This is a genomic window from Terrabacter sp. NPDC080008, assembly GCF_040702505.1.
Classification (GTDB): Bacteria; Actinomycetota; Actinomycetes; order Actinomycetales; family Dermatophilaceae; genus Terrabacter.
In genome coordinates this window covers 37,002-62,968 of sequence record NZ_JBFBLC010000003.1, presented here as the reverse complement: position 1 = coordinate 62,968, position 25,967 = coordinate 37,002, and the positions used below count along the sequence as shown (strand labels likewise).

The 25,967-nt window shown below is 72.1% G+C and carries 23 protein-coding genes; 7 read left to right on the top strand and 16 right to left on the bottom strand.

The features are described from left to right. Positions 1-15: 15 nt before the first annotated feature. From AB0316_RS10510 to AB0316_RS10485, 6 genes are all read right to left on the bottom strand, one after another. The gene (locus AB0316_RS10510; RefSeq protein ID WP_366272963.1) at positions 16-3,051 is read right to left on the bottom strand and encodes a hypothetical protein; all 3,036 of its coding nucleotides are present in this window, start codon (positions 3,049-3,051) and stop codon (positions 16-18) included. Positions 3,052-3,516: 465 nt separating this feature from the next. Continuing rightward, entirely contained in the window at positions 3,517-4,563 is a 1,047-nt protein-coding gene (locus tag AB0316_RS10505; RefSeq protein WP_366272962.1) for an NAD(P)-dependent alcohol dehydrogenase, read from the bottom strand. A gap of 117 nt (positions 4,564-4,680) precedes the next feature. Beyond that, positions 4,681-5,520 carry a ParA family protein gene (locus AB0316_RS10500; protein WP_366272961.1) on the bottom strand — a complete coding sequence of 280 codons (840 nt, stop codon included), beginning with the start codon at positions 5,518-5,520 and terminating at the stop codon, positions 4,681-4,683. A 137-nt stretch (positions 5,521-5,657) separates the two neighbouring features. Then, on the bottom strand, positions 5,658-6,554 hold the full coding sequence (locus AB0316_RS10495; RefSeq protein ID WP_366272960.1) for a glucose 1-dehydrogenase: 897 nt from the start codon (positions 6,552-6,554) through the stop codon (positions 5,658-5,660). A gap of 124 nt (positions 6,555-6,678) precedes the next feature. Then, positions 6,679-7,563 (bottom strand): PD-(D/E)XK nuclease family protein, encoded by an 885-nt coding sequence (locus tag AB0316_RS10490; protein ID WP_366272959.1) that lies wholly within the window; start codon positions 7,561-7,563, stop codon positions 6,679-6,681. A gap of 73 nt (positions 7,564-7,636) precedes the next feature. Further along, positions 7,637-8,533, bottom strand: a complete 897-nt coding sequence (locus AB0316_RS10485) for a PHP domain-containing protein (RefSeq protein WP_366272958.1) — start codon at positions 8,531-8,533, stop codon at positions 7,637-7,639. A 136-nt stretch (positions 8,534-8,669) separates the two neighbouring features. On the opposite strand from AB0316_RS10485, the gene AB0316_RS10480 reads away from it, so the two are divergent. Then, positions 8,670-9,245: a SigE family RNA polymerase sigma factor gene (locus AB0316_RS10480; protein WP_366272957.1), complete on the top strand. Its 576-nt coding sequence runs from the start codon at positions 8,670-8,672 to the stop codon at positions 9,243-9,245. After that, complete coding sequence (locus AB0316_RS10475; protein WP_366272956.1) at positions 9,242-10,372, top strand: hypothetical protein; 1,131 nt, start codon at positions 9,242-9,244, stop codon at positions 10,370-10,372. Before AB0316_RS10480 ends, AB0316_RS10475 begins: the two co-directional genes overlap by 4 nt. Before the next feature lie 21 nt (positions 10,373-10,393). Here the strand turns inward: AB0316_RS10475 and AB0316_RS10470 are convergent, their stop codons facing one another. The 3 genes from AB0316_RS10470 to AB0316_RS10460 all read right to left on the bottom strand — a co-directional run bounded on the left by AB0316_RS10470 (position 10,394) and on the right by AB0316_RS10460 (position 13,495). Beyond that, positions 10,394-10,945 carry a MaoC family dehydratase gene (locus tag AB0316_RS10470; RefSeq protein ID WP_366272955.1) on the bottom strand — a complete coding sequence of 184 codons (552 nt, stop codon included), beginning with the start codon at positions 10,943-10,945 and terminating at the stop codon, positions 10,394-10,396. A gap of 104 nt (positions 10,946-11,049) precedes the next feature. Next, positions 11,050-12,606, bottom strand: coding sequence for a threonine/serine exporter family protein (locus AB0316_RS10465; RefSeq protein WP_366272954.1), 1,557 nt, complete (start codon positions 12,604-12,606; stop codon positions 11,050-11,052). A 52-nt stretch (positions 12,607-12,658) separates the two neighbouring features. After that, entirely contained in the window at positions 12,659-13,495 is an 837-nt protein-coding gene (locus AB0316_RS10460; protein ID WP_366272953.1) for a serine hydrolase, read from the bottom strand. A gap of 61 nt (positions 13,496-13,556) precedes the next feature. Here AB0316_RS10460 and AB0316_RS10455 point away from each other — a divergent pair, with 61 nt between their 5' ends. Beyond that, a complete protein-coding gene (locus AB0316_RS10455; RefSeq protein ID WP_366272952.1) occupies positions 13,557-15,098 on the top strand; it encodes an aminopeptidase P family protein in 1,542 nt (513 codons plus the stop codon). A gap of 97 nt (positions 15,099-15,195) precedes the next feature. Here AB0316_RS10455 and AB0316_RS10450 read toward each other — a convergent pair whose 3' ends face one another. After that, positions 15,196-15,795: a general stress protein gene (locus tag AB0316_RS10450; protein ID WP_366272950.1), complete on the bottom strand. Its 600-nt coding sequence runs from the start codon at positions 15,793-15,795 to the stop codon at positions 15,196-15,198. 39 nt (positions 15,796-15,834) lie between these two features. Next, a complete protein-coding gene (locus tag AB0316_RS10445; RefSeq protein ID WP_366272948.1) occupies positions 15,835-17,034 on the bottom strand; it encodes an acyl-CoA dehydrogenase family protein in 1,200 nt (399 codons plus the stop codon). A gap of 318 nt (positions 17,035-17,352) precedes the next feature. On the opposite strand from AB0316_RS10445, the gene AB0316_RS10440 reads away from it, so the two are divergent. Next, complete coding sequence (locus AB0316_RS10440; RefSeq protein ID WP_366272946.1) at positions 17,353-18,252, top strand: RIO1 family regulatory kinase/ATPase; 900 nt, start codon at positions 17,353-17,355, stop codon at positions 18,250-18,252. A 100-nt stretch (positions 18,253-18,352) separates the two neighbouring features. On the opposite strand, the gene AB0316_RS10435 is transcribed toward AB0316_RS10440, so the two are convergent. The 3 genes from AB0316_RS10435 to AB0316_RS10425 form a co-directional block, all read right to left on the bottom strand. Continuing rightward, a complete protein-coding gene (locus AB0316_RS10435) occupies positions 18,353-19,039 on the bottom strand; it encodes a nitroreductase family protein (RefSeq protein WP_366272944.1) in 687 nt (228 codons plus the stop codon). A 165-nt stretch (positions 19,040-19,204) separates the two neighbouring features. Beyond that, entirely contained in the window at positions 19,205-20,614 is a 1,410-nt protein-coding gene (proS, locus tag AB0316_RS10430; RefSeq protein WP_366272942.1) for a proline--tRNA ligase, read from the bottom strand. 56 nt (positions 20,615-20,670) lie between these two features. After that, on the bottom strand, positions 20,671-21,534 hold the full coding sequence (locus tag AB0316_RS10425; RefSeq protein ID WP_366272940.1) for an extensin family protein: 864 nt from the start codon (positions 21,532-21,534) through the stop codon (positions 20,671-20,673). 164 nt (positions 21,535-21,698) lie between these two features. Here AB0316_RS10425 and AB0316_RS10420 point away from each other — a divergent pair, with 164 nt between their 5' ends. After that, positions 21,699-22,715, top strand: coding sequence for a hypothetical protein (locus AB0316_RS10420; RefSeq protein ID WP_366272938.1), 1,017 nt, complete (start codon positions 21,699-21,701; stop codon positions 22,713-22,715). Next, the gene (locus AB0316_RS10415; protein ID WP_366272937.1) at positions 22,712-23,206 is read left to right on the top strand and encodes an RDD family protein; all 495 of its coding nucleotides are present in this window, start codon (positions 22,712-22,714) and stop codon (positions 23,204-23,206) included. Before AB0316_RS10420 ends, AB0316_RS10415 begins: the two co-directional genes overlap by 4 nt. 38 nt (positions 23,207-23,244) lie before the next feature. On the opposite strand, the gene AB0316_RS10410 is transcribed toward AB0316_RS10415, so the two are convergent. Beyond that, positions 23,245-24,123, bottom strand: coding sequence for a CoA ester lyase (locus AB0316_RS10410; protein WP_366272935.1), 879 nt, complete (start codon positions 24,121-24,123; stop codon positions 23,245-23,247). Between the two features lie 4 nt (positions 24,124-24,127). Then, positions 24,128-25,201: a CoA ester lyase gene (locus AB0316_RS10405; protein WP_366272933.1), complete on the bottom strand. Its 1,074-nt coding sequence runs from the start codon at positions 25,199-25,201 to the stop codon at positions 24,128-24,130. 89 nt (positions 25,202-25,290) lie between these two features. Between AB0316_RS10405 and AB0316_RS10400 the strand changes: the two genes are divergently transcribed. After that, positions 25,291-25,950, top strand: coding sequence for a hypothetical protein (locus tag AB0316_RS10400; protein ID WP_366272931.1), 660 nt, complete (start codon positions 25,291-25,293; stop codon positions 25,948-25,950). Positions 25,951-25,967 lie beyond the last annotated feature (17 nt).

The window sequence follows — 25,967 nt, the reverse complement described above, 5'->3', positions numbered from 1 at the left end:
CGGCGCCGCTCAGGGTCAGGGCGTCCAGGTGGCCCCTGCAGACCCCGTCGCCATGCACCACGTCCCGCGGCACGCGATGTCGTCGGCCGGTTGGATCTTCGTCGCCGTCTCGCCCCACTCGAGGCCGTCCCACATCCACACGGTGCTGTCGTCGTAGCCCGTGGCCACGCATCGCGTCGCCGTCTGGCACGAGAACCGGGCAGGGCCCCACGGCGTCGGCGTGGTGCGCCACGTCACGCCGTCGAACCGAGCGGACACCGCAGTTCCACTTCCGGCCGCGACGCCGATGGCGCCGCACGAGCTGGCGGAGACGCACGACAGCCCGTTCACCTGTTGCAGGCCGGTCCGCGCGGCCTTGGACCACGTCGACCCGTTCCACACGGAGTAGCGACCCGTCCACGTGTCGACCGCCACACAGCTCCGGGCCGTGGCACAGACAGCGCGCACGGCGGTGTTGCCGTCCTCGTTGGGGAACAGCTGGGTCAGAGCAGACCAGGACGTGCCGTTGTACCGACGGTAGTGACCGGACTGGAAGAGGAAGCACACGGTGGAGGAGGCGCAGGCCAGGCTCGAGTAGTAGTTGACGTTGTCGAAGGTCGTCGTCGGCCCCCACGCGCCGGTCCACCTTCGATAGGTGCCCGACTGTGCGTCGACGGCGAGGCACCATGTCGCGGACACGCAGGAGAGCAGGGATCTGCTCTCGCTGACCGTCGTCGGGGCGGACCACGTGCTGCCGTTCCAGGTGAGCACGTTGCCCAGGTAGTCGCTGAGCATGCACCTGCTGGGGCTCGCGCAGGTCACCTCCCCCAGGATGCCGATGGACCGGTCGAAGTTCGCCATCGGGGACCATCTGGAGCCGTTCCACCTGTTGAATCGACCCTTGCTGTCGACGACGAGGCACATCGACGCGGAGGCACAGTCGATGACCCGGTTGCGAAGACCGGCCGACGGCGTGACGTAACGGGTCAGCTCGGTGATCGACCACGTCGACCCGTTCCACCGGGCGACGCGTCCGTCGCCGAGGCCCTGGCAGGACGTCGGCGACGAGCACGAGAGCGAGTTGACGTTGACGATGAGGTTTGAGGTCGTGGCGGCGGCGCGGCTCCACGAGGACCCGTTCCACCGCCAGACCCGGCTGCCGTTGAAGCTCGTGACCATGCAGAAGGTCGCTGACGTGCACGAGACCTCGACCCAGTCGTAGCCCGACGAGGAGGCGAGGTTGGAGCCGCTCCACGTCGTGCCGCTGGCCTTCATCACCCGGACGTAGCCATTGGAGGCCGAGCCGGACGCCCAGCAGAGGGTCGCGGTGGGGCAGGACACCGAGCGCAGAACCGAGAAGCCGGCGGGGCCGCTGACCGAGCCGACGCCCGTCCCGTTCCAGAAGCCGGCCCGGGGCCTGTCGTCCTGTTCCCCGACGAGGGCGCACCTGCTCGCGCTGTAGCAGTCGACCGCGCTCCACGAGACCGAGCCGGGGACGACGGACCACGAGCCCGAGCGGTAGACGGCATACCCGCCGATGGTCAGGGCTCCGAGGCAGAAGGTCGTGGACGGGCAGGACACGTCGGTGAACCCACGGACGAAGTTCCCGTCCTGGCTGACGACCTGCACCCGACTGCTCCACGACGTGCCGTTCCACGACAGCGCCGCGCCGCCCTCGTCGCCCACCATGCACCACGTCGTCGTCGGGCACGACACGGCTGTCGGCGATCCTTGACGCGCGGGAAGCGAACTGCGACCTGCCCACGACTGGGCCCGTACGGTGCCGGTCACCGCCGTGGCCTCGGAGTAGTCCCCGGCCGCGTCCCGGGCGAAGACGGCGTACGAGTAGGTGACGCCCGGCGCGACTCTGGAGTCGATGAACGAGGCAGTGGCAGGCGTGCCGATGCCGATCCCGTCGTACGGCGAGGAGGGGGCTTCGGCCCCGGCGCGCCGCCGGATCACGTAGCCGGTCACGCCTCCGGTGCCGGGCTTGGTCCACGACAGGGCGAGCGCCGATCCGGAAGGCGACGCCGCGGCGGTGGTGACCGTCCCGGGGACACTCTGTGCGTCCGCCGGGCCGAGCACCCACCCGACCAGGTCGACGACGAGGCGGAGCGTGCTCGCCTGGCTGACCGTGAGCCGGAGCTGGCCGTTCTGGTCGACCGGAGCAACCACCTGCACCGCGACCGTGGCCCCGCGGGCGAACGTCAGCTGGGACACGTTGGGCGTCCCGGCCCCCGGTGCCCCGACCGTGACGAAGCCGTTGGCCGAGGGTCCGACGACGGTGACGTTGACGACCGCGGCGGCCGAACCCCTGGGAACGGTCGAGCCGACGGTCACCGCGGCGCCGGGCGCGACCGGGCCACCGCTCCTGGTGTCGAGGACCCGGCGGGGAGTGCTCGGCACGAGGGCCCCGTCGTCCGACGCGCTCCCGGCCACAACTGCGGCGAAGACGTCGGCGACCACGTCGACGGAGGCTCCGGCCGAGACACGGATGTCGACGGTCCCCGTCGGGGAGAGCCTCGCCACTACGACGTTGGATACGCTGCGACCCGCCGCGAAGTTGAGAGCCGATGTCGAGGCGCTGCCGCTGTCGACCGGGGTGACGGCCAGGTAGCCCGCCCGGCTCGGCGCGACGGCCGTCAGGTTGAGGACCGCGGCGGAAGCGCCGGTCGGCACACCACCTCGCCCAGCGACCGTGAGCCGGACCACGGCCGGGCCGGTCACTCGCCGAGCGGGTGCGCCGAGCCCCGCTCTCGTGTCGAGCAGTCGGCTCGGCCTGAGGACGCGGACCGAGCCGGGGTTCACCACCGGTCCGACGGCCACGTATCCGGAGACGTCGGCGACGAGCTGGGCCGCACCTCCGGAGACGGAGAGCGTGACGGCACCGTCGGCGCCCACGGGTACCAGCGCGAGGTTGGTCACGGTCTGGCCGGTGACGTAGTTGAGGTTCGAGATCGCCGGCCGGGTCGTCCCTGAGGCGTATGCCGTCACGTAGCCGGAGCCGGTCGTCGCCGTGACGGTGACGCTGAGGAGCACCGCAGCCGCCCCGGAGGACGGGACCCCGGCCACGCCGGCGACCCGCACGGACCTGGACTGGCCGCCGACGACGATCCCGGCGGGAGCACCGCGTCCGCTGCGTGTGTCGAGGACCCGACTGGGCCGCACCGGGACGACACCCCCCGGCAGCCCCGTCGCAGTCGCGGTCGTAGTCGCCGTCGTTGCTGCGGCTGCCGGGCCCGCGGCCGCGCTGACGGCCGGCAGTGCGTTCGCCGGAGTCGGACTCGCGAGCGACCCAGACGACGCAACGAGCGCTGTGACCGTGGCGGCGAGAAGGCGACTCGCGCGCAGCATGAACGTGGACATGACCGTACTCCCCTGTCAGCGCGCGGCACCGCCGCGAGTGCGCCGATCCTAGGGCCGGTCTCCGGACCGCACAACGCTTTCGCCGGATTGTCCGACCCCGCTGGCACGGCGACGGCCGGGCCCCTGCTGGGACCCGGCCGTGCGCATACGCCCTCCTGGGGCGCGCAGAGATCAGGCGTTGATCGTCGCGGTGTCGATGACGAAGCGGTAGCGCACGTTGCCGGCGACCACGCGGTCGTAGGCCTGGTCGACCTCGTCGGCGGAGATCTTCTCGATCGTCGCGCCGATGCCGTGCTCCGCGCAGAACTCGAGCATCTCGGCCGTGGCGGGGATGCCACCGATGTTCGAGCCGGCCACGACGCGGCTGCCACCGACGACCGCGCCGGGCGCGAAGTCGTAGTTGCCCGTGGGCAGCCCGACGTTGGCGATGATGCCGAGAGGACGCAGCAGCCCGATGTAGGTCTGCATCGGCAGGTCGGCGCTCACCGTGTTGATGATGAGGTCGAAGCTGCCCTTGAGGCTCTGCAGCACGCCCGCGTCACCGGTGGCGTAGTAGTTCGTCGCGCCGAGGGCCTCGCCGTCGCTCTTCTTGGCGTCGGTGCGGCTCAGGACGCTGACCTCGGCGCCCATGGCGGCCGCGAGCTTGACGGCCATGTGGCCGAGGCCGCCGAGCCCGATGACAGCGACCTTCTTGCCGGGACCGGCGCCCCAGCGCTTGAGCGGCGAGTAGACGGTGATGCCGGCGCAGAGCAGCGGCGCAGCGACGTCGAGCTCGATGCCGTCGGGGATCGCCACGGCGAAGCGCTCGGAGACGACGACCTGCTGGGCGTAGCCGCCCTTGGTCTGCTCGCCGTCGTAGCCCTTGCCGTTGTAGGTCATGACGGCGCCCTTGGTGCAGAACTGCTCCTCGCCGTTCTTGCAGAACTCGCACTCGCCGCACGAGTCGACCATGCAGCCGACGCCGACGCGGTCGCCGACCTTGTACTTCGTGACGCCGTCACCGACGGCCGAGACGACACCGGCGATCTCGTGGCCCGGGACCATCGGGAAGTGCGCGCTGCCCCACTCCTCGCGGACCTGGTGGATGTCGCTGTGGCAGATGCCGGCGAACTTGATATCGATGAGGACGTCGTCGTCGCGCAGGTCGCGGTGCTCGACGGTGCGGGCCTCGAAGGGGGCTCCGGCGCTCGGTGCGACCAGTGCAGGCGTGGAAATCAAGAGGGTGTCTCCTTCGTGGTGGGTTGGCGACGCTCTCAGGTGCAGCGCCTCCCCACCGCGGTTCATTCCCGGCCTTCGGGATCTTCCCGGTCGCCCCGCGTGGCGCCGCAGGGGCCCTCAGAGCCGCGCGAGCAGCGCGGCCGCCACGTCGCGGTAGGCCTGCGCGCCCTTGGACGTCCGTGCCGTCACGAGGATCGAGCGGCCCACCGCCGGGGCCTCCGCGAAGCGCACCGTCTTGGGGATCGGCGGCTCGAGCACGGGCAGCTCGTAGCGCTCGCCCACGTCGGCCAGCACCTCGCGGGCGTGGTTGCTGCGACCGTCGAAGAGGGTCGGCAGGATGCCCCACACCTCGAGGTCGCGGTTGAGGATCTTCTGCACGTCGGCGACGGTGTCGAGCAGCTGCCCGACGCCGCGGTGGCTGAGCATCTCGCAGGGCATCGGGATGATCAGCGCGTCGGCCGCCGTCAGCGCGTTGAGGGTGAGGACACCGAGGCTGGGCGAGCAGTCGAGCAGGACGATGTCGTATGCCGTGTCGAGGCCCTCCAGCGCCGTGCGCAGGACGTACTCGCGCCCGGGGCGAGGCAGCAGCATGGCCTCGGCACCGGCCAGCTCGATGGCCGAGGGCAGCAGGTCGACGCCCTCCTCGCAGGTGACGACGACGTCGCCGGGCGCAACTCCCCCGGTGAGCACGTCGTGCACCGAGCGCTCGACCGTGTCGGGGTCGACCCCGAGGGAGAAGGTCAGGCACGCCTGGGGGTCGAGATCGACGAGCAGCACGCGCTTGCCCTGCTCGGCGAAGGCTGCGCCGATGCTGGCCACGGATGTCGTCTTGGCGACGCCACCCTTCTGGTTGGCCAGCGCGATGACCGTCGGCCGCATCTCGGGCGTCGCGCGTTCCGTGCCTTTCGGGGCCGAGGAGGCGGTGGACCTGTCGCTCGTGCGGGTGCGGGGCGCCATGCGGCCCAGTCTGTCAGGTCCGGTCGTCGCGACGGCCGGACCGCGCTGCTCCCGCGCACGGCACGTGACGCATCCGACAGGCAGCGTGGCGCCGGAGGACGGGCGGCCTGAACGGCCCACCGCTCAGGCCGCGTCGGTCACAGGATCGGCATCCCGCCGTTGACGTGGACCGTTGCACCGCTGACGTAGCTCGACTCGGGCGAGGCGAGGAAGACGAACGCCGGTGCGAGCTCGGCCGGCTGGCCGGGGCGTCCCAGCGGCGTCTGCTGGCCGAACTCCGGCAGGTCCTCGGGCGGCTGTCCACCGGCGGTCTGCAGGGGCGTCCACACCGGGCCGGGGGCGACGACGTTGACGCGGATGCCCTTCGGCGCGAGCTGCTGCGCGAGCGCCTTCGAGAACGTGTTGATGGCTGCCTTCGTCGAGGCGTAGTCGACGAGGGTCGGGGACGGCTGGTAGGCCTGCACCGAGCTCGTGTTGATGATCGTCGAGCCGGGCTGCAGGTGGGGCAGGGCCGCCTTGGTGATCCAGAACATCGCGTAGACGTTGGTCTTGAACGTCTCGTCGAACTGCTCGTCGGTCACGTCCTCGAGGCTCTCGACGGTCTGCTGCTTGCCGCCGTTGTTGACGAGGATGTCGAGGCCGCCGAGCTGCTCCACCGCCCGGGCGACGAGATCGGTGCAGTACTGCCGGTCCTTGAGGTCTCCCGGCAGGGCAACGGCCTTGCGGCCGGCCTCCTCGATGAGCGCGACGATGCGGTCGGCGTCCTCCTGCTCCTCGGGTAGGTAGGAGAGCGCGACGTCGGCGCCCTCGCGGGCGAAGGCGATGGCGGTCGCGCCGCCGATGCCGGAGTCACCGCCGGTGATGAGGGCCTTGCGCCCCTCGAGCCGCCCGGTGCCGCGGTAGGTGTCGGCGCCGAGGTCGGGCTGGTCTCGCATGTTGGCGTCGAGGCCGGCGCCGGGCTGCGACTGCGCCTCGGTGTCGATGTCGGCGTAGAGGGCGGTCGGGTCGGTCAGGGTGTACTGGTCTCTGCTCATGGGGGTCCTCGCATGGCCGGCCCCGGAAGGGCTCGCCACAGGTCGCGGGTGGGGCACCGGCGGCGTCTGCACCGGCTCGCTCTGGCCATGCCCTCAGCGCGCCATCCCCAAACCTCCGCAGACGTCACCCTGTCGCGGCGCCGCCTGCCGTCGCTGCGTAGCCGGCGGCCTCGAGCCCTGCCCAGTCGGACTTCTCCGGTCCCATCTGCTGGCCCTCGGGACAGTGGGCGCGGAAGTCGCACCACGAGCAGATCGCCGACGTGCGAGGGGGGAAGCGCGTCGACTCGACGCCCAGCTCCTTGAACTCCGCGTCGGCGCGGCGCAGGTCCGAGGCGATCGACTCGGCCTCGGCGACCTTGCGGCCCAGCGACTCGTCGGTGTGCTCGTGCGCGGCGACGGTGCCCGACGGCACGTGGTGCAGCTCGACCCGGTGGCACGGCCGGCGGAACATGCGGGAGGCCGCAACGGCATACAGCGCCAAGGGCAGGGACGTGCGTGCGTCGTCGTCGGTGGGCACCTGGCGGCCGGTCTTGTAGTCGACGACGACGAGCTCGCCGTCCCGGTCGTCGAGGCGGTCGATGCGACCGGTGATGGCGACCGCCTCGGTCTTGAGGGAGACGCTGCGCTCGATGCCGACCGGCTGGTTGTCGCGGTCGCTGCGCCGCAGGTAGTCGGTGACCGCGTCGCGCACCCGCAGGCGCCACGCGGAGGACTGCTCGGGATCGCGGAAGCCGACGTCGATCCACGACGAGCGCACGAGCTCGGCGACGCCTGCCGGGGTGCGCTGCCCCACCGGCAGGTCCCAGAAGTCGCGCAGCACGTTGTGGGTCGCGATGCCGACGGACGTGTGGGCCCGCTGGGGGCGCGTCTGCGGGCGGGGGCGGTCGAGGTACTGCATGCGGTAGCGGCGGGGGCAGTCGAGCCAGGCCAGCAGCCTCGACGGGGAGCCGCTGTAGAGGGGCGTGGGCATGCCGGCGAAGGTCGTCTGCTCAGGCGCTCCCGTCGTCACGCGGCCACCCTATGGGGCGCGGCCGACAGCCCGCGGCACCCGTGCACAGGGCGAGGCGATCTCGCGAACGCCCTCACCCTGCAGGCCGCAGCACCTCGGTGACCCCGCTGGCGGTCGCCTCGATGGCCTCCAGCACCTCGGGGGTCGTGGTGTTCTCGCCGAGACGGTTGCGCTTGCCCGTGCCGTGGTAGTCGCTCGACCCGGTGAGGAGCAGACCCAGGCGCTCGGCCAGCTCGGTGGCGTGCGCCACTTCCTCGGGACCGTGGTCGCGGTGGTAGGCCTCGAGCCCGGCGAGCCCGGCCGCACGCATACGGCCCACCAGGTGGTCGTCGACGGCACCCGAGCGCGTGCGGGTGAAGGGGTGGGCGAGCACGGGCACCCCGCCGGCGGCACGGACCAGCTCGACGGCGCGGACGGGGTCCGGCGCGTAGTGCCCCACGTAGTAGGGCGAGTCGTCGCCGAGCCAGGACCGGAAGGCCTCGTCACGGTGCTCGATGGTGCCGTTGGCGATGAGGGCGTCGGCGATGTGCGGCCGTCCGGGCGTCGCCCCGGGCGCCACCTGGGCGAGCACCTCCTGGTAGGTCAGGGGTATGGCGTCCGCCGCCATCCGCTCGACCATGCGCTCGAGCCGGGTGGCGCGGGAGTCGCGGGCGCGGGCCAGCTCCTCCAGCAGGGGCCGGTCGCCCGGGTCGGGCAGGTAGCCGAGCAGGTGGATGGAGGTGTGGCGCCAGGCGCAGGAGATCTCGATGCCCCTGACGAGGGCGATGCCGTGCTCGCGGGCCGCCGCGGACGCCTCGTCCCACCCGGCGACCGTGTCGTGGTCGGTGATGGCCAGGACGTCGATGCCGGCGGCCGCCGCCGAGGCGACGAGCTGCGCCGGGGACTCGGTGCCGTCGCTTACCGAGGAGTGGGCGTGCAGGTCGATGACCGGGCGCGCGCGACCCGGGTCCGGGGCCTCGGTCGCTCTCACGCTCTCCAGCGTAGGGGGCGAGAGCCGCATCCCTCGCACATCGACCCGCGGAGCTGCACGCGTGCGCGTCCGTGCGCTGGCAACCTTTATCGCACGCAGCCCGTAGACAGGGCATGAGCAGGGACAGGGGAACACCGTGAGCCGTCGCCGCGAGGCGCGTGACGCCGACTTCACCGCGTTCATGACGGAAGCCGGGCCGGCGCTGCTGCGCACCGCCTGGCTGCTGACCGGCGACCACCACAAGGCGCAGGAGCTGACCCAGGCCTCGCTCGTCAAGACGTACGTCGCCTGGCCCCGGGTGCGGGAGGGCGAGGCGCTGGCGTACGCGCGACGCGTCCTCGTCAACCACCGCACCGACGTCTGGCGTGCGACGCGCCGCGAGCTCGTCACGGATGCGCCCCCGGAGACCGACGAGCGGGCTGCCCGACGGGACGCCGTCGCCACGAGCGACGACCGCGACCTCGTCGTACGCCTGCTGCGCACCCTTCCCGAGCAGCAGCGCACCGTCGTCGTTCTGCGCTACTACACCGACCTGTCCGAGCAGGCCACCGCCGAGGCACTCGGCATCTCCGTCGGCGCCGTCAAGAGCGCCGGATCCCGCGGCCTGGCCGCCCTGCGGGCGGCGCTGGGAGCCGCCCGGGACGACGACACCCCGCCGGGCGACGACGGTCCTGACCGCGACATGTCGACCCGAGAGAGGAGCGCCCGATGAGCACCGTGCCCGACTCCGACATCCGTGCAGCGCTCGACGAGGCCACCCACGTCGACGGGCTGCGGCTCGACCCAGAGGCGGTCCTCCTCGAAGGCCACCGCGTCGTGCGCCGTCGCCGCATCGCCACCGCCGGTCTCGCCGTCGCGGCCACCGCCGTCGTCGCGGTCGTCGCGGTCCAGCTCGGGGGCGGCCAGCCGCGCGCTCTGCCCGCAGTTGGACCGAGCAGCTCGGCGACCGTTGTGGCCACCGCGCTCGATGAGTCGGCTCAGCTGTCCACCAACGGATCCTCCGAGATCCTGTCCGGACCGGGTATCCGCCTCCGGCTCCGCTCCACCTCGGCTGGCAAGGTCGAGGAGACGTGGGAGGTGCTCGAGTTCACGAAGGCAGTCAGAACAGTGCGCAGGGAGGTGCCCCGTCCCGGCGTCGGCGGCTCGAGCCTGCTGCTTCCGTCCGAGGGCGGGCTGCCCGGCGCCGTCGTCGGCTGGGTCGACACCGGAAGCCCAAGGACCCTCAACGTCAGGCCGGTGTCGGCGCCCCCTGACACGTCCGGCGAGGCCGACACGACCACGCGCCTCGTGGCCTCGGGTGGAGGCGGGTCCTCGACGCGCCATCTCTTCATCGCCCAGATCAACAGGCTCCGCCCCGACAGTCTCGTCGGCGTGGTGTGGTCTGACAGGCTCGACGACGCCGACCCCATGAAGCTGCGGTTGCGCGCGGCACTGACGGGCAATCCGCGCCCCGGCATCGACCGCGCCGTCCTCACCGCCCCCAACGGCGACCAGTGGGTGGCGTGGGCGGACGAAGGCCACTTCGGACTCCTGTCGATGCGAGGCGCGTTGCCAGGCCCCGACGGGTCAGGACCGCTGCGCGTCCTCCCTGTGAGGGGCAGCACGGGCCTCGAGACCACCCCGGACCTGGTCTTCGGGTGGGCGAAGGGCACCGGTTCCGTCACGGCCACCTCGTCCGACCCGGCGGACCACTTCGTTGTCTCCTCTAACCGGGCGGGTGGGCAAACGGCCTTCGTCGTCGCGCCCGCTCCCCCGTCGCTGAAGATCAAGGGCGCGGTGACCGTCACAGCTGGCGGAGCCTCGACGACCGTCAACCTTGCCGCCAAGGGCCGGGGCTGAGATCGTCCACACGCCCAGCGATCAGGCTCCGCGCGGGGCCTGATCGCTCTCGCGGCCGGGCCAGTTGCGGTCGGGCACCGGCACCGGCCGGCCGGGCTGCTCGCCGCCGCGAGCCTCGAGGTAGTTGGCCTTGGGCACCATGACCTTGCGGCGGAAGATGCACACGACGGTGCCGTCCTGCTTGTAGCCGATCGTCTCGACGTGGACGACGCCGCGGTCGTCCTTCGAGCTCGACTCCCACTTGTCGAGCACCGTCGTCTCGCCGTAGATCGTGTCGCCGTGGAAGGTCGGCGCGACGTGCCGCAGCGACTCGACCTCGAGGTTGGCGATGGCCTTGCCCGACACGTCCGGCACCGACATGCCGAGAAGCAGCGAGTAGACGTAGTTGCCGACGACGACGTTCTGCCCGAACTGCGTCGAGCCGGCCGCATAGTGGGTGTCGAGGTGCAGCGGGTGGTGGTTCATCGTCAGCAGGCAGAAGAGGTGGTCGTCGTACTCCGTGACCGTCTTGCCGGGCCAGTGCTGATAGACCGCGCCGACCTCGAACTCCTCGTAGCTGCGCCCGAACTGCATGCCCACTCCTCGTTGCGAGAACTCACCCGGCCCCGCTGGGACGAGCGGCTACCAGCCTGCCCGAGCACACGGCATACGCCGATGGCCGTATGCCGTGTGCTTGCTCACGGTTGGGTGCGCTCGTCGGCGACCGCGAGGGTCGTCTCGGTGGCGGGCGGGGCGTCCGACAGCAGGGGCGCGGTGCTGCCGGGAGCGTCGGGATCTGGGTCGGTCTGCAGGGTGGCGCCAGCGGCCGGGCGTGGTCGCAGGCCGCTGCTGCGCGCGACGAGCAGGCCCGCGAAGTAGGTGCCGAGCGAGACCCCGGCAGCCAGTCCCAGGCCGAGGCCGAACGCCTGCACGAGCGTGGGCACGCCGGTGGCGAAGCCGTTGCCGTCGGGGTCGGTGACGAGCTGCGAGATGCCCTCGTAGGCCATCCGCCCCGGCAGCAGCGGCACGATGGCGGCCGTCGTGACGGCGAGCGCCGAGATCGTGAGCCGGCGGGCCAGCAGGCGCGCGGCGAAGCCGATGACGAGGGCTGCGGTGGCCGAGCCGGTGACGGCCCCGAGCGCCAGCACCCGCTCCCCCAGGGCGAGCACGACCCAGCCCAGCCCCCCGGCGACGCCGGCGACCGCGACCGCCCGGCCGCTCGAGTACGACATGACGGCGAACGCCACCGAGATGACGACCGCACAGACCACCTGCACGACGACGTTGTCGCTGAGGAGGGTCTGCGACGTGATGGCGATCGGGTAGTCGAGGCGTTTGCCGAGCGAGAGCACGACGGAGATGCCGACGGCGATGCCGAGCGACAGCACGACGACCTCGAACCCACGGGCCCCGGCCGTCACGTAGTAGCCCTCGAGCGCGTCCTCGGCAGCGCCGACGACCGACAGCCCGGCCAGCAGCAGGACGATCCCGGACGCGACGACCAGCGACGGCGAGACGTCGCCCACCGCACCGATCCCCGCCGACTGGGCCACGACGACGAGCGTCGCGACCGCGGTGGGGATGGCCGCGCCGACGCACTGGGCGAAGAAGGCCGCGACCCCGGCGTTGGTGAGCCACCCGATGACCCGGTTGACGACGGTCGCCGTCAGGAAGCTGAGCAGGATGATGACCGGGCCGGCGCCGACGAGCCCGGCGGCGCCTGCCGCGAGCGCCCCACCGGCCACGGTCACGAGCCAGCGCCGGTAGGGGTGCGGGGCGGTGATGACCGCGTCGAAGCGCACCCGTGCCTCGTCGACCGGCACCGGGTCGTGCGAGAGCTCCACGATGAGGCCGCGCAGCCGCTCGAGCCGCGTGTAGTCCTGCACGCGGAAGCGCACGATGCGCATCACGGTGATCGGGTCGGCGTGCGGGCCGCGGTGGTAGGAGACGGTGACCGACGTGTAGGTGACGTCGACGTGCACCGAGCTGAGGCCGTACGCCTTCGTCAGGGTGAGCACCGTCGCGGTGACATCGGCTGCCGCTGCGCCCGTGGCGATCATCGCGACCCCCGCCCGCATGGCGAGGTCGATGACGGCCTGCGCGGTCAGGGGGTCGACACCGTCGGGCGTCGTCCAGATCGGGATCTCGTCGGTGGGCGGCCCGCTCGGGCGCATGGCGCGCCGGGTGCTGGCCCGCAGCGAGGGCAGGCTCGCACGTGCCGTGGTCGGCCGGACGGTTCGGTCGGTGCGGGGCACCCGACGACTGTATTGCCCGGCGCACCGACTGGCAGCGGCGGGGCGGTCGTGCTCACGTGAGGGGGACGTCGAGGGCCGAGTAGACCAGCCGGGAGACGGCGTCGACCGTCTCCCGGCCGTAGGTGAAGCCGTTGGGGCTGCGCGAGAGGATCGCGAGGGAGTACCACCGGCCGTTGCCGTGGACGTAGCCCACCGAGTTGACGCGGTAGCCACCCGACCGCGGCCCCCAGCCGTTCTTCGTGGCGGTGAAGACCGACGTGGGCAGCGGCGGGTCGCACACGCCCCAGCGCTGGCTCGCCGTGATCGTGGCCAGGAGGTCCCGCGCCCAGGCCCTGTTCGTGGTGGTCAGGTAGCCGGTGGGCAGGACGACGACGCGCAGCACACGCACGAGGTCTCCGGGGATCGTGGTCGAGTAGCCCCACCACGAGGCTCCGTAGGAGCCGGTCTGCACCACGGTGGAGGCCATCCCCACGTCGCGGGCGACCCGGAGGATCGCGGTGCGTCCGACCTGCGCGACGAGCGAGTCGGTCGCGGCGTTGTCGCTGTAGCGGATCATCCGGGAGGCCAGGGTCCTCTGGGCCGTGGTCAGCGCCACCCGCCGCTCCTGGCTGCGCCGGAGCAGGGTGACGAGGACGAGCACCTTGATCGTGCTGAGGGTCTCGTTCCGGAAGGTGCCGTACGCGACCTCCCGCCCGGTGTGGTGGTCGTGCAGCAGGAGCCCGAGCGTCGCCACCCGCGTGCGCAGGTATGCGTCGAGGGCGGCCTCGAGCGCGTCGGGGGTGTCGATCTCGGCTGCTCGGGCCGCACCGGCAGGCACGAGCCCCAGGACCGGAAGTGCCGCTCCACCGAGGAGCAGCGTCCGCCGGCTCACCGAGCCTGTGCCCTCCATGAGCGAACCCTAGGAGCAATCTGGTTGTCGTGCGTGCCGTTCGCCGTGACACGATGACGGGATGAGTGAAGAGCAGAAGACGTCGCCGGGCCGCAAGCGCCCCACGACCGACGAGTTCCGCGCCTTCGTGGCGAGCGGCTGGGCGCCTCGCAGCACCGGGGTGACCCCTCGGGCCGAGGTCGCCGACCACGCCGCCCGGCGCCGTGACGCAGTGAGCGCCGCCTTTCCCGGCGAGCGGCTCGTGATCCCGGCCGGGGGCCTGAAGGTCCGCAGCAACGACACCGACTACGTCTTCCGGCCGCACAGCGCGTTCGCCCACCTCACGGGGCTCGGCAGTGACCGCGAGCCCGACGCGGTCCTCGTGCTCGAGCCCAACCGCGCCCCGGGCGGGCAGAGCGCCCACGGCCACGAGGCCATCCTGTACTTCCGGCCCCTGGCCGACCGCGACACCGAGGAGTTCTTCGGCGACTCCCGCTACGGCGAGTTCTGGGTCGGGGCCCGCCCGACGCTCGCCGACATCGAGTCCGAGCTGGGGCTCACCGCCCGACACATCGACGAGTTCGCCGACGCCGTGGCCAAGGACGCCGGCCACATCACCATCCGCGTCGTGCGCGACGCCGACGCCGAGGTCGCCGAGCGCGTGGACGCGGCTCGCGCCGGTGCGGCCGACACGCAGGAGGCCATCGAGGCCGAGACCCGCGTCGAGGTGCAGCGCGGCGCCGACGAGGAGCTGGCCGCCTTCCTGTCGAAGCTGCGCTTCGTCAAGGACGAGTGGGAGGTCGAGCAGATGCGCGAGGCGGTCGCCGGCACCCACAAGGGCTTCGACGCCGTCATCGCCGACCTGCCCGAGGCCGTGCGCCGCGGCCGCGGCGAGCGCTGGGTCGAGGGCGTCTTCGGCCTGCACGCCCGCCACCACGGCAACGGCGTCGGCTACGACTCCATCTGCGCGAGCGGCGACCACGCCAACACGCTGCACTGGATCAAGAACACCGGCGAGGTCCGCGAGGGCGACCTGCTGCTGCTCGACGCCGGTGTCGAGGTCGACTCCCTCTTCACCGCCGACATCACCCGCACGCTCCCGGTCAGCGGCACGTTCACCGACGTCCAGCGCAAGATCTACGACGCCGTGTATGCCGCCCAGGAGGCGGGGATCGCCGCCTGCAAGCCGGGCAACAGGTTCAGCGACGTGCACGCCGCCGCCATCCGCGTCATCGCCGAGCACCTGCACGAGTGGGGCCTGCTGCCCGAGGGCGTCGACGTCGAGGGCACCCTCGACGCCGAGCACGGGCAGTACCACCGCCGCTGGATGGTGCACGGCACCAGCCACCACCTCGGCATCGACGTGCACGACTGCGCGCTCGCGACGCGCGAGGAGTACAACGACGCCGAGCTGCGACCCGGCATGATCCTCACGGTCGAGCCCGGCCTCTACTTCAAGGCCGACGACGAGTTCGTCCCGGCGGAGTTCCGCGGCAACGGCGTGCGCATCGAGGACGACGTCCTCATCACCGAGGACGGCTGCGAGAACCTCTCGGCTGCGATGCCCCGCAGCAGCGACGAGGTCGAGCAGTGGATCGCCGGCATCTGGTCGGCACGGGGCTGACCGGCCCACCGAGTCGCCAGTGCGCGAGCCGGCCCCCGACGGTCGTGACCGTCGGGGGCCGGCTCATGTCCAGGTTCGATGTGCCCGGGCGGACTGCTTAGGCGACCGGCGGACCGCTGGGCGGGCCTGCCGTCGGGCCCGCCGGCGGCACCGGCGGTGCCGGCGGCACGGAGGCGCCGAAGCCGGCGGTCCCACCCGGGCCCAGGCCGGCCTTGGCGAGGATCTCGCGCGCCTGCTGGGCGAAGTTGTGCTCGCAGAACACCTCGTAGCGCGTTGCGACGACCTGGCTCACCGAGGAGAAGTCGCGGGCGCCCCGGGTGAACGCGTAGCCGACGACCGACCAGATCAGGCCGAAGAGCGCGCCGTAGAGCGAGGTGTAGACCAGCAGCGTCAGCGGGTTGGACGGCTGCGAGAACAGCGACAGGATAAGGCCGACGAACAGGCCCAGCCACACGCCGGAGAGCAGGCCCCCGAGGGACACCCGGCCCCACGTCAGGCGGGCCGTGACCCGCTCCATCTGCCTCAGGTCCGTGCCGACGATGAGGCAGTTCTCGACGGGGAAATGGTTGTCGGAGAGCGTGTCGACGGCCTTCTGCGCGTCGACGTACTTCTCGAAGACACCCAACGACATGGGGTACTCGAGAGACAGCGTCGCGAATCCCTGGCGGCCCCCCGGACCCTTCGGTTGCAGGCTCATGCCCCCATCCTCGCATTACTGCACGGCACACGTCGGGGCTCACGACCTGAGCTTGTAGTCCTCCAGCAGCCGCCGGCCGATGATCATCCGCTGGATGTCTGCCGTGCCCTCTCCGATCAGGAGCATCGGCGCCTCACGGTAGAGCCGCTCGATCTCATACTCCTTGGAGTAGCCGTAGCCGCCGTGGATGCGGAAGCTGTCCTCGACGACCTGCGAGCAGTACTCGGACGCAAGATACTTCGCCATGCCGGCCTCGAGGTCGTTGCGTTGGCCGGAGTCCTTCTTGCGGGCGGCCTTGACCATCATCTCGTGGGCCGCCTCGACCTTGACCGCCATGTCGGCGAGCCGGAAGAGCACCGCCTGGTGGTCGACGATCTTCTTGCCGAAGGTCTCTCGCTGCTGGGCGTAGGACACCCCGAGCTCGAACGCCCGCCGCGCTACTCCGCAGCCGCGGGCCGCGACGTTGACGCGGCCCACCTCGACGCCGTCCATCATCTGGTAGAAGCCCTTGCCCGGCTCGCCACCGAGGACCTGGGCATCGGTCGTGCGGTGGCCGTCGAGGACGAGCTCTGTCGTGTCGACGCCCTTGTAGCCCATCTTGTCGATCTTGCCGGGCACCGTGATGCCCTGCGCGGTCTCGCCGAAGCCGGGCTCCTTCTCGATGAGGAAGGTCGTCATGTTGCGGTAGACCGAGTCGGCCCCGGTGTCCGTCTTGACGAGGACCGCGACGAGGTTGGCCGACCCGCCGTTGGTCAGCCACATCTTCTGGCCGTTGATGGTCCAGTCGCCGTCGTCGCCCCGGACCGCCTTGGTCTTGATGGCCGACACGTCGGAGCCGCACCCCGGCTCGCTCATCGAGAAGGCGCCGCGGATCTCGCCTGTCGCCATCCTCGGCAGGTAGCGCTGCTTCTGCTCCTCGGTGCCGTGCTGCAGCAGCAGGTAGGCGACGATGAAGTGGGTGTTGATGATGCCGCTGACGCTCATCCAGCCGCGCGCGATCTCCTCGACGCACAGGGCATAGGTCAGCAGTGACTCCCCCAGGCCGCCGTACTCCTCGGGGATCATCAGGCCGAAGATCCCCATCTCCTTCATGCCCTCGACGATCTCGGTGGGGTACTCGTCCCGGTGCTCGAGCTCGGTGGCGACCGGCAGGATCTGCTCGTCGACGAACTCGCGCACGAGCTTGACCAGCTCGGTCTGCTCCTCGGTGAGGTCGTCGGTCTGCTGAAGTCGGGACATGCGCGGATCGCCACCTTGCGTCTGGGCCTTGGGGTTCGGGCTGGGTCGACTGCGATCGAGTATGCCGTCGCGCCGCCGAGGGGTCACCGCGTCGGCCCTGTGAGGGTCGACACCTGTGGTGTCGGTCACCGGAGGGTGGGTCGTCGCCGACCGCCACGGCGCAGGCACCGGTAAATGCGTTGCGCCCGCACCCAGGCGTGCGCGACCCTCGGTGTCGACCGCGACGGTGAACGACCGGAGCACCGGACCCAAGGAGGGTGACATGTCGATGACGGCCTCGGGCATGCCTGCCCACATCTCTTCTTCCTTGGAGTTCACTTGTCTTTCAACGCTTTCCACGACGACGACGTCGAGGCGCCCCGGCGGCTGACCAGGCGGCGCGACCTCGAGGCCGAGCAGTACGCATACGACACGGACCCAGACGCCCCTCCAGAGGGCGATCGCTGGTCCAGCTGGGACGGCGCGAGCCACGGGCCCAAGCCCCGGCCGGACTGGGTCATCACCGACCTCGGCGCGGTCGAGGCCGACCTCGGTGTGCTCAAGACCGGCAAGGAGGCCGACGTCCACCTGGTGCGCAGGTGGGTGCCGGGCTCTCCCGACCGGGACGTGCTCATGGCCGGCAAGCGCTACCGGTCGAGCAAGCACCGCATGTTCCACCGCGACTCGGGCTACCTGGAGGGGCGGCGCGTGCGGAAGTCGCGCGAGACGCGGGCCATCCGCACCCGCACCTCGTTCGGCAAGGAGCTGATCAGCGGGCTCTGGGCCTTCGCCGAGTTCGAGACGCTGGCCCGGCTCTGGGACGAGGGGCTGCCGGTGCCCTACCCGGTGCAGATGTCCGACGACGAGATGCTGATGGAGTTCATCGGCTCTCCCGACGGGCAGGCGGCCCCGCGCCTGGCGCAGGTGCGCCCGGACCCGGCCCTGCTTCCCGGGCTCTTCGAGCAGCTGCGCGAGGCGATGCTGCGGCTCGCGGAGCTCGGGTGGGCACACGGCGACCTGTCGCCGTACAACGTCCTCCTCGACGGCGAGGGCGACGCGGCACGGCTGGTCCTCATCGACTGGCCGCAGGTCGTCGACGTCATCGGCAACCCGCACGGACCCGAGTTCCTCGAACGGGACGCGCGGAACATGTGTGAGTGGTTCACTCGACGCGGGTATGCGGTGGACGATGGCCTGCTCCTCGGTGACCTGATCGCCGCCGCGACGTCGCGCTGGTGACGCCGAGGAGCCGAGGACGAGATGGAGGTCACCCGTTCGTGGGGTGACCTCCATCCGCCGGGCCGGAAGCACCCGGGCAGGTGCGGCGAGCGGGCCGGCCTCAGCCGGTGAGGAAGTCCGCCGTGTGCCCGAACTTGCCGGAGTGCACGAACGCCTCGAGCGGGAGGCGCGAGCGCGGCAGCCGGGCGCGGGTGCGCACCCACTCGGGCAGCTGCGCCTCGTCGTCGGGGCCGCCGGGAAGGCCCAGCGCGATGCCGGTCGTCACGGCCCAGTGCGGCGGCACCGCGAAGCGCTCGGTGGCGGCCCGGTGGTCGAAGCCACCGAACTGGCGCACCTGCAGTCCCATCGAGCGGGCCTGCACCGTGATGTGGGCGACCGCCTGCCCGAGGTCGAACATCGCGTAGTCGCTGTAGGCGATCTCGTGGTCCTCGTCGGTCGCGACCTGGTGCAGCGTGAGGATGATCGCCGAGGCGGAAGGCGCCCACGCCTGGTTCGCCGACGACAGGATCTCCACCATCGCGGCGTGCGTGTCGTCTCCGCGCAGGCCGACGAGGAAGCCCCAGGGCTGCGAGTTGCCGGCCGACGGCGACCACCGCGCCGCCTCGAGGATGGCCCGCAGCTCCTCGGGTCGCAGCTCGTGGGAGCGGTCGTAGACCATGACGCTCTCGCGGTCGCGCAGCAGCGGCGTCAGCGTCTCCGGCTGCGCCGGCGTCACCAGGGGCGAATGCCGTCCCGTCGCGTTACCGACTGCCTCATCCGTCATGCCCGCGTCACCGTCCTCACCCACGGGTCAACCATGCCGGGGCTCCACGGCTTCCCGGCGGCCGGGGTGACCTCGGTCGCGCTCCCCTGCCCGACGGACCGCCACGAGCACGGCTGGCTCTGGCTTTCGAGGCTCAGCAGGCCAGTGGGCCGGCCTTCGTGGCGGTCGGTCGGGTCGCGGCCCGGAGTGTCAGTAAGCGCGTCCGACGACGGCGAGCACCCCGTCGGCCGACTCCGACTCGGGCACCGACCCGTCGGGCATCGTCAGGCAGCGCACGGTGACGGCGGACTCGGCGAGGCGGGCCTCCCCCTCCGGGCCGAGCGTCGCCCACGGGATGGTGGCCCAGCCGGTGCGCGCGCCCTCGGCGGCCTCTGCCTCGGTGGTGACAGCGGCGGTGTGGGCGTCCCGGTGGGCCAGCGCGGCGGCATACAGCGCGTCCTGGTCCTCCTCGAGCGCGGCGGTCAGGGTGTCGACGACCCCGCGCACGGGGACCGCCGTCTTGCCGCCGGCGATCCGGCGCACGACGGTGACGGAGCCCTCGGCGAGGTCGCGCGGACCCACCTCGACGCGCACCGGGATGCCCTTGAGCTCCGCGTCGACGGCCCGGCGCCCGAACGGGGTGTCGACCCGGGCGTCGAGCTCTGCCCGGACGCCGCGGGCGAGCAGGTCGGCGACGAGCCGGCGGGCCGCCTCGAGGACGCCCTCCCCGTCCTTGACGACGAGGACGAGCGCCTGGACGGGGGCGAGACGGGGCGGCACGCGCAGGCCGTGGTCGTCGCCGTGGCCCATGATCAGGCCGCCGAGCATGCGCGTCGAGGTGCCCCACGAGGTGGTCCAGCAGGTCTCCTGCCGCCCCTGCTCGGAGAGGTAGGTGATGTCGAACGCCTTGGCGAAGTTCTGACCGAGCTCGTGGCTCGTGCCCATCTGCAACGCCTTGCCGTCGCGCATCATCGCCTCGAGCGCGAGGGTGTTCGTCGCTCCGGCGAAGCGCTCACGGGCCGTCTTGCGGCCGAGCACCACTGGCATCGCGAGCATCTCGCGCATGAACGCGGCGTAGACGTCCTCGTGGATCCGCTTGGCGTACGCGCGGGCATCCTCCTCGGTGGCGTGCGCGGTGTGCCCCTCCTGCCACAGGAACTCGCTGGTGCGCAGGAAGATCCGCGGCCGCAGCTCCCAGCGCACGACGTTGGCCCACTGGTTGAGCAGCAGCGGCAGGTCGCGGTAGCTCTGCGTCCACTTGGCGAGGTACTCGCCGATGACGGTCTCGGAGGTCGGGCGCACGACGACCTTCTCCTCGAGCTCCTTGCCACCCGCGTGGGTGACGACGGCGAGCTCCGGGCTGAAGCCCTCGACGTGCTCTGCCTCGCGCGTCAGGTACGACTCGGGGATGAAGAGCGGGAAGTACGCGTTGCGGGCCCCCGCCTCCTTGATGCGCCGGTCCATGTCGGCCTGCATCCGCTCCCAGATCGCGTAGCCGTACGGCCTGATGACCATGGTGCCGCGCACCGGCCCGTTGTCGGCCAGCTCCGCCTTCGCGACGACGTCCTGGTACCAGCGGGGGAAGTCCTCCGCCTGGGGGGTGAGCACGGTCTTGGGCATGCGCCCGATCCTAGGGTCGGCCCGGCGGTGCGCCGGAGTCCTTTTCGCGCCCCCGCTCAGCCGCGCCGCATCGTGGCCACGAGGAAGGCCTGCCAGGCCTCGCGGCTGTCGGCCAGCTCCCCCGGGCCGTCGACCTGCTCGAGGATGCGCGTCGTCGCGGCACGGGTCACGTCGTCGAAGGCGCCCGTGAGATAGACGTCCGTGCGGCCCCAGACGTGGCGGCACATGGCCTGCACCGCCTGCACCTGGGCGCGGGACCGGCGGATCAGTCGCGGCTGCTCCGGACCGAACCGGCCGGTGTCGACGTGGATGTGGTTCGCGTGGGCGCCGTCGAACAGGTAGGTCAGCACGTCGGCGAACTCGTGGTGCAGACCGGCGGCGGTGCGCCAGTAGAGCGCGAGCCGGCGGCGCAGCTCCGCGGCCGGCGCATCGCGCCACTGGTCGTGGCGCAGCGAGACGAGGTCGCGGCCGCCGGCCCGGAGCCCGGCGATGTCGAACGCCTCGCCCGAGGCGTGCCACGAGCCGGCCGACGCGGATGCGACCCAGCCACCGTAGGAGCGCAGCTCGTCAGGTGCCGGCCCGACATGGCGCCGGTGCAGCGCGATCCACCGGTCGAGCCGCGCACCGACCGCTTCGGTGACGTAGAACGGAGCCGAGCGGCGGCTCACCTCGTAGACGAGCCGCGCGGGCCCGACCGTCGTTCGCCGCTCGAGGGCCTCTCGCCCCACGGGAACGGGCGAGCGTCGCTGCTCCGGCGGGTACGGCTCGCCGACCCCGGCGAGGGCCGGCAGCTCGAGCGTGCCCCGCGACACGGCATACGCCCCGGCCGAGAGACCGCCCAGACCGAGCGTGCCGGCCACGAGCACGGTGCGCCGATGTGGGCCGCGCCCGGTGCCGCCGCCCGGCCGCTCGTCCCTCATGCCGGGACAACGCGCGGGGAGCCGGAGCGGTTTCCGGCGTGGTGCGGAGGGTGGGCTTGGTCCCGAAGCGGCCACGCCGGGGCGGCTCGGTCGCGAGAATGGCGGTAGGCGGCTCGCTCGGGACCCGCCTCCGGTGGCCACACCGGCGGACCGAGGAGGCGACCGTGGAAGGTCCGCAATCGGGGGCGCGAGGGGAACTCGGCGGTGGCACGACCCTTCGCCGTACGCGTGCCCGCGCCACGTCCGCGACGCCCCTCGTCGCGTTCGCCCTGGCCGGCCGGGGCCTCGAGAAGTGCGGTGACGCCGTGCGCTGGGGGCGGAGCCGCCTCGAGCCTGCCCGCCGCGCGGTCGGGGCTGCGGGCGCCCACCTGCCCCGGTCGGGCTGGCTCAACGCCCTCGACGCCCTCGAGATCGAGGGGGCAGAACGGGCCGAGCGCGCCCGGCGAGCCGCCGACCGGTTCGTGACGACCTCGCTCGGCCTCGTTGCCGATCAGGTGCTCGCCCGCCTCGACGTCGCGGCCCTCGTCCGCAGCCGCGTCGACGTGGACGCCATCGTCGCCGACGCGATCGCCCACGCCGACCTCGACGCCGCCGCGGCCCGCCTCGACGTGGACGCCGTGGTCGACCGCCTCGACCTCACCCGCATCGTGCTCGAGCGCGTCGACCTGCGCGCCGTGGCGCTGGCCCTGCTGGAGCGCCTCGACCTCACCGGCGTCGTCCTCGACGGGGTGGACCTGGGCACCGTCGTCGCTGCCGCGATAGACCGCACCGACCTCGACGCGCTGACGGCGACGGTGATCGAGCACGTCGACCTCGATGCGGCCGCTGCGCGGCTCGACGTGGACGCCGTGGTCGAGCGCCTCGACCTCACGGGCATCGTGCTCGAGCGGGTGGACCTCGAGGCCGTGGTGAACGCGGTTCTCGCCCACGTCGACCTCGTGGCCCTCGCCGGCGAAGTCATCGACGGCGTCGACCTGCCCGAGATCATCCGGGAGTCCACCGGGTCGATGGCCTCGGACACGGTCCGCACCGCCCGCATGCAGGGCATCCGTGCCGACGAGGCGGTCGAGCGTGCCGTCGACCGACTGCTCCTGCGCCGACGCCGCGGCCAGCCGGGTCCGATGGGCGGCCCGGTGAACGGCCCGGTGGGTGGCCCGGCCGGCGGTCCGGCGCCGTCGTGAGCGCCGTCGGGGAGACCCCGGTCCCGCGTGAGGCGCGGCCCTACCAGGGGCGCCACGCCGGGCTGGTCACGCGGCTCATCGCCGCGGCACTGGACCTCGTGGTGGTGGCCGCCGTGCTGGCGGCGGCCTACGCCGGCTGGTGCGGCTTCCTACTGCTGCTCGACCCCCGCGGCTTCTCCTTCCCCGAGGTGGGCGTCGTCTTCAGCCTCCTCTCCGCATTCGTCGTCAGCGTCGGCTACCTCACCGTCGCATGGTCGCTCAGTGGGCGCAGCTACGGAGACCTCGTCATGGGCCTGCGCGTGGTCGGCCCCGGCGGCAGGCGCCTGCACGTCGTCAGCGCGTTCCTCCGGGCGGTCGCCTGCGTCGTGCTGCCCATCGGGCTGCTCTGGATCGGGGTGAGCCGGCAGAAGCGGTCGCTCCAGGACGTCGTGCTGCGCACGTCGGTCGTCTACGACTGGCAGCCTCGCACCGCGCACCCCCGGAAGGCCTGAGTCGTTCCGGCGAGGGGCCTCGTCAGGGCGTCACGACGTCACGACAGCGCGGCGATCGCCTCGGCAGTCGCGAGCACCTTGCGGGCGGTGTCGACGTGGAGGTTCTCGATGAGGCGACCGTTCAGGGTCGCGACGCCGCGGCCCTCCACCTGCGCCGCCTCGAACGCCGCGATCACGGCCTCGGCCTCCTCGACCTGCGCCGGGCTCGGGGCGAAGACCTCGTTGCAGGGCTCGACCTGGCCGGGGTGGATGAGCGTCTTGCCGTCGAAGCCGAGCTCGCGCCCCTGCCGGGCCTCGGCGAGGAAACCGTCGGCGTCCTTGACGTCGTTGTAGACGCCGTCGAGCACGGCGACGCCCGCCGCGCGGGCAGCGAGCACGGCCAGTTGGAGCGAGGTCTGGACGGCCGCCCGGCCCGGCGCGAACGTGGCCCCGAGCTCTTTGTAGAGGTCGTTCGTGCCGAGCACGAGAGAGGCCAGCCGGTCGGACGCCCGGGCGATCTCCTCGGCATGCAGCACTGCGACCGGCGTCTCCACCATGGCCCAGAGTCGGGTGTGCGCGGGGGCCCCTGCCGACTCCATCGCGGCCACGAGCGACCGCACCTCGTCAGCGGAGCCGACCTTCGGCACGACGACCGCGTCGGGGCCCGCGGCGACGGCCGCCGCGAGGTCGGCGTCGTGCCACTGCGACCCGATGCCGTTCACCCGGATCGCCAGCTCACGCCTGCCATACTCACCCGATCGCACTGCGGCACAAGCATTCTCACGTGCGGCGTCCTTCGCGTCGGGCGCGACGGCGTCCTCGAGGTCGAGGATGAGCGCGTCGACCGGCAGCGTCTTCGCCTTCTCCAGCGCTCGCTCGTTGGAGCTCGGCATGTAGAGCACGGAGCGGCGGGGGCGGTATGCCGTCTGCTGCGTCACGAGGTCAGCCTTCCTGCGGGACGGGCGCGGCGGCATACAGCTCCGCGAGAGCGGGGTCGGTCTTCGAGAGGCGTTCGGCCAGCTCGACGATGACGAGGCACTGCTTGAGGCTGGCGTCGTCCTCCATCTTTCCGTCGAGCATGACGGCGCCGGTCCCGTCGCCCATCGCGTCGACGACGCGGCGAGCGTGGGCGACGTCCTCGGCGGACGGGCTGAAGACGCGCTTGGCGATCTCGATCTGCACCGGGTGCAGCGACCACGTGCCGACGCAGCCGAGGAGGAAGGCGTTGCGGAACTGGTCCTCGCAGGCGACGACGTCCTCGATGTCGCCGAACGGGCCGTAGTAGGGGTAGATCCCGTGCATCGCGCACGCGTCGACCATGCGCGCGATCGTGTAGTGCCACAGGTCCTGCTGCGCCGTCGCGCGCTCACCCCGGACGTCGCCGTCGACGGGGTCGGTGCGCACGAGGTATCCGGGGTGTCCCCCACCGACGCGGGTCGTCTTCATCCGGCGGTCGGCCGCGAGGTCGGCCGGACCGAGGGACAGGCCCTGCATGCGCGGCGAGGCACCGCAGATCTCCTCGACGTTGACCATGCCACGTGCAGTCTCGAGGATCGCGTGCACGAGGATCGGGCGCGTCAGGCCCGCCTTGGCCTCGAGCTGGGCCAGGAGGCGGTCGACGTAGTGGATGTCCTCGGCGCCCTGCACCTTGGGAACCATGACGACGTCGAGCTTGTCGCCGATCTGGGTCACGAGCGTGGTCAGGTCGTCGAGCGCCCACGGGCTGTCCAGGGCGTTGATGCGCGTCCACAGCTGGGTGTTGTCACCGAAGTCGGTGGCCTTCGCGATCTCGACGAGGCCGGCTCGGGCGGCCTCCTTGCGGTCGGCCTTGACGGCGTCCTCGAGGTTGCCGAGCAGCACGTCGACGGTGCCGACCATCCCCGGCACCTTCGCGGCCATCTTGGGGTTGCTCGGGTCGAAGAAGTGGATGACCCGGGACGGGCGGGCCGGCACCTGCGTCAGGGGCGTCGGTGCCCCCACCGCGAGCGGGCGGAAGAAGTCCTTGGCGCTGCGCATGCGCGTCAACGTAGCAACGCCCGCACGGCCCGCGTTATGACGACAGTCACGCCTCCCGCCGATGAGGGCGGGATCACTATGGTGGCCGTGTGACCGAGCAGAGCCCCTCCGAGACGCCGGAGACGCCGGAGTCGCCTGCCTCGCCTGGGTCGGCGGGCGCAGCCGCCCTGCTGGGCGAGGCGATGACGAAGTCAGGGCTGCTGTGGATCGACGTCCCCGACGACCGCACCTGGCCGGCCTGGCACGTGTGGGACGAGGGCGCCGCCCTGGTGGTCAGCGGTCCCGGTGAGCAGCCACTGCCGTGGCTGCCGCCCGAGGTCCGGCTGGTCCTGCGCAGCAAGGACACCGGCGGGCGCCTGCTCACCGTCCGGGCGCACACCAACGTCCTCGAGCCCGGCTCGCCGCAGTGGGAGCGCGCCACGGAGCTGCTGCGTGCGTCGCGGCTCAACGCGGTCGACGACTGCCTGACCCGCTGGGCCGCCGAGTGCACCGTCTCTGCCCTCGTCCCCTTCGACAGCCCCGTCGAGTCCCCGGGGGCGTATGCCGCCGGTGACCACCGCAGACCGCCGGCTCGGACAACGGCGACCACCACATCATGGCGCCCGTGGCATCTGGGCGGGCGGGGCGAGGAGCGGGTCGTGCGCCGCGCACTGCACCGGGAGGAGAAGGCTGCGCGCAAGGCCGCCAAGGAGCGAGCGAAGATGCGCAAGAAGCGCCGACGCCGTGGCGGGCGCTGGACCGAGCTCTGAAGCCCATACCCTTGCCC

Coding starts and splice junctions, on each gene's coding strand:
- AB0316_RS10445 (WP_366272948.1), bottom strand. CDS start 17,034: ATGTCCCGACTTCAGCAGACCGACGACCTCACCGAGGAGCAGACCGAG.
- proS (WP_366272942.1), bottom strand. CDS start 20,614: ATGCCCAAGACCGTGCTCACCCCCCAGGCGGAGGACTTCCCCCGCTGG.
- AB0316_RS10460 (WP_366272953.1), bottom strand. CDS start 13,495: ATGGAGGGCACAGGCTCGGTGAGCCGGCGGACGCTGCTCCTCGGTGGA.
- AB0316_RS10425 (WP_366272940.1), bottom strand. CDS start 21,534: ATGAGGGACGAGCGGCCGGGCGGCGGCACCGGGCGCGGCCCACATCGG.
- AB0316_RS10470 (WP_366272955.1), bottom strand. CDS start 10,945: ATGCAGTTCGGGCGCAGCTACGAGGAGTTCGAGGTCGGCGCGGTCTAT.
- AB0316_RS10475 (WP_366272956.1), top strand. CDS start 9,242: ATGAGCACCGTGCCCGACTCCGACATCCGTGCAGCGCTCGACGAGGCC.
- AB0316_RS10455 (WP_366272952.1), top strand. CDS start 13,557: ATGAGTGAAGAGCAGAAGACGTCGCCGGGCCGCAAGCGCCCCACGACC.
- AB0316_RS10405 (WP_366272933.1), bottom strand. CDS start 25,201: ATGCGCAGCGCCAAGGACTTCTTCCGCCCGCTCGCGGTGGGGGCACCG.
- AB0316_RS10450 (WP_366272950.1), bottom strand. CDS start 15,795: ATGAGCCTGCAACCGAAGGGTCCGGGGGGCCGCCAGGGATTCGCGACG.
- AB0316_RS10500 (WP_366272961.1), bottom strand. CDS start 5,520: ATGGCGCCCCGCACCCGCACGAGCGACAGGTCCACCGCCTCCTCGGCC.
- AB0316_RS10495 (WP_366272960.1), bottom strand. CDS start 6,554: ATGAGCAGAGACCAGTACACCCTGACCGACCCGACCGCCCTCTACGCC.